This window comes from Limnohabitans sp. (assembly GCF_038134685.1).
In the GTDB taxonomy this organism is placed as follows: domain Bacteria; phylum Pseudomonadota; class Gammaproteobacteria; order Burkholderiales; family Burkholderiaceae_C; genus Limnohabitans_A.
Window position 1 is genome coordinate 1 of record NZ_JAYPVP010000048.1, and the last position, 2,762, is coordinate 2,762.

Genomic DNA, 2,762 nt, shown 5'->3' on the forward strand with positions numbered 1-2,762 from the left:
GGCAATGGCCGCCTGGCCACTGGCGGCACCGGCGATGTGCTGGCAGGCACTGTGGGAGCTCGTCTGGCTCAAAACCATGATGCCTGGCTGGCCCTGCAGCAAGCCGTCTGGCAGCATGGTCAAATGGCCGACAGCTGGCCGCAAGACCGGGCGCTGACAGCCAGCGCCCTGGCTCAAAACCTTTGCTGAATCACCAGCGGGTTTTGCGCGACGCCTTGCTTTTTTCCTTGCCCTTCTTGCGGGCAGTTGCATTCTTCACCGAAGCCTTGATCGCCTGAATCGGTGACCGCGCCAGCTCGCCTGGTTGCGGCTTGGCAGCAGCGCGGCCTTTGTCCTTGCGGTCTTTGCTGCGCGAGCCCGCATCGGGCGACTGCCCTGCTTTGTCGCGCATGGCGCGTGGCAGCAAATCGTCGCCGGGCTTGACCAGACGGAAATCGATCTTGCGGCCATCCAGATCCACGCGGCTAACCTGCACCTGCACCTTGGTGCCGATGGCGTAACGAATGCCCGTGCGTTCGCCGCGCAATTCCTGGCGTGCCTCGTCAAAGCGGAAGTATTCGCCCCCAAGCTCGGTGATGTGCACCAGACCCTCCACGTAGAGTGCATCGAGTGTGACGAACAAACCAAAACCGGTTGCCGCCGTGACCACGCCGCTGTACTCCTCGCCCAGGTGTTCACGCATGAACTTGCACTTGAGCCAGGCCTCCACATCGCGGCTGGCTTCGTCGGCGCGGCGTTCATTGGCACTGCAATGCAAGCCTGCCGCCTCCCACGCCTGCTGCTCACCTGTGTTCATTTGCACGCGCGGGGCGCCACCCATGCCTTGAGAACCGGCTTTGTTTTTTTGCAGGCGACGCGCCAGCTGCGCATGCGCATCACCCGGCAAAGGCAAAGCGGGCAAGGTGTATTTGCGCTTTTCAAGAATGGCCTTGATGACGCGGTGCACCAGCAAATCCGGGTAGCGGCGAATCGGACTGGTGAAGTGGGTGTAGGCCTCGTAAGCCAAGCCAAAGTGTCCACTGTTGATGGGCGTGTAAATGGCTTGCTGCATAGAGCGCAGCAACATGGTGTGGATCTGCTGCGCGTCAGGCCGCTCCTTGACCATCTCGGCAATTTTTTGGAAGTCCGAAGGGTGTGGATCGTCACCCAAATTGACCGCTACCCCCATGGCCCGCAGATAGCTGCGCAAAATCTCGCGTTTTTCAGGGGTGGGGCCTTCGTGCACCCGGAACAAGCCGGGGTGATGGTTATGCGCAATGAAGTCGGCGCTACACACGTTGGCCGCCAGCATGGCCTCTTCAATCACACGGTGCGCATCGTTGCGCACGCGGGGCACGATCTTTTCAATCCGCCCACTGTCGTCACAGATGATTTGAGTTTCAGTGGTGTCAAAGTCCACCGCACCACGACGCTCACGCGCACCCAGCAAAGCGCGGTACACGTCGTGCAGGTTGATCAGGTCGTCAATGCGCTCCTTGCGGCGCATGGCTTCCGGCCCACGGGTGTTGGCCAAAATGGCCGCCACCTCGGTATACGTAAAGCGCGCGTGGCTGTGCATCACCGCCGGGTAAAACTGGTAGGCATGCACATGGCCAGAGGCCGTGATCAGCATGTCGCAAACCATGCACAAGCGATCCACATCCGGGTTGAGCGAACACAGGCCGTTGGACAGCTTTTCCGGCAGCATCGGGATCACCCGGCGCGGGAAGTACACGCTGGTGGCGCGGTCATACGCATCCACATCAATGGCGCTGCCGGTCTGCACATAGTGCGACACATCGGCAATGGCCACCAGCAAACGCCAGCCGCTACCCTTGCCGACCTTTGCAGGTTCGCAATAGACGGCATCGTCAAAGTCGCGCGCATCTTCACCGTCGATGGTGCACAAGGGGACATCGCGCAAGTCGATACGGTCTTTGCGATCTTTGGCGGCCACCTTGTCGGGCAAGCCTCGCGACTGCGCAATACAGGCCTCGGAAAACTCATGCGGCACGCTGTACTTGCGCACCGCAATCTCAATCTCCATGCCAGGGTCGTCGACCTCGCCCAGCACCTCGCGCACACGCCCCACCGGCTGGCCATACAGCGCCGGCGGTTCGGTCAGTTCGGTGACCACCACCTGCCCGGCCTTGGCTTGACCCAGAGCGCCTTTGGGGATCAGAACATCCTGGCCATAGCGTTTGTCTTCTGGCGCCACCAGCCATAAACCGCCTTCGTGCAGCAAGCGGCCAATGATGGGCTGATCGGGCCGTTGCACGATCTCGACCACGCGCCCCTCCGGGCGCCCGCGGCGATCCATGCGCACGGTGCGCACACGCACCCGGTCCTTGTGCAGAACGGCGCGCATTTCGTTGGGCGGGAGGTAAATATCGGGTTCGCCATCGTCGCGAACCACAAAGCCGTGCCCATCACGGTGGCCTTGCACCGTGCCTTCGATTTCGTCCAGCAAACCGCTGGGGGGAGCTGCTTTTTTGATATACAATCCTTGGATTCCTGAGATGCCCAGGTGGCGGAATTGGTAGACGCACTAGTTTCAGGTACTAGCGCTGCGAGGCGTGGAGGTTCGAGTCCTCTCCTGGGCACCAATATTACCGACAAATCACACCAAAAAGCCGATGCGATTCGCCCATCGGCTTTTTTGTTTTGCGCATCGAAAAAACGCCCGCAGATTCACCGCAATGCCGCGGTTTGTGTGTACAATGCGAGCTTCCTGAGATGCCCAGGTGGCGGAATTGGTAGACGCACTAGTTTCAGGTACTAGC

At 60.6% G+C, this 2,762-nt stretch carries 2 protein-coding genes and 1 tRNA gene; 2 read left to right on the forward strand and 1 reads right to left on the reverse strand.

Annotated elements, in window-relative coordinates; genetic code table 11:
- Window positions 1–189 (forward strand): NAD(P)H-hydrate dehydratase (locus AAFM15_RS11640; protein ID WP_341686878.1); only part of this gene is annotated, 189 nt, incomplete at its 5' end.
- Between the two features lies 1 nt (window position 190).
- On the opposite strand, the gene rnr is transcribed toward AAFM15_RS11640, so the two are convergent.
- A complete protein-coding gene (gene rnr / locus AAFM15_RS11645; protein ID WP_341686879.1) occupies window positions 191–2,482 on the reverse strand; it encodes a ribonuclease R in 2,292 nt (763 codons plus the stop codon).
- An 18-nt stretch (window positions 2,483–2,500) separates the two neighbouring features.
- On the opposite strand from rnr, the gene AAFM15_RS11650 reads away from it, so the two are divergent.
- Window positions 2,501–2,585, forward strand: a tRNA-Leu gene (locus AAFM15_RS11650).
- Window positions 2,586–2,762 lie beyond the last annotated feature (177 nt).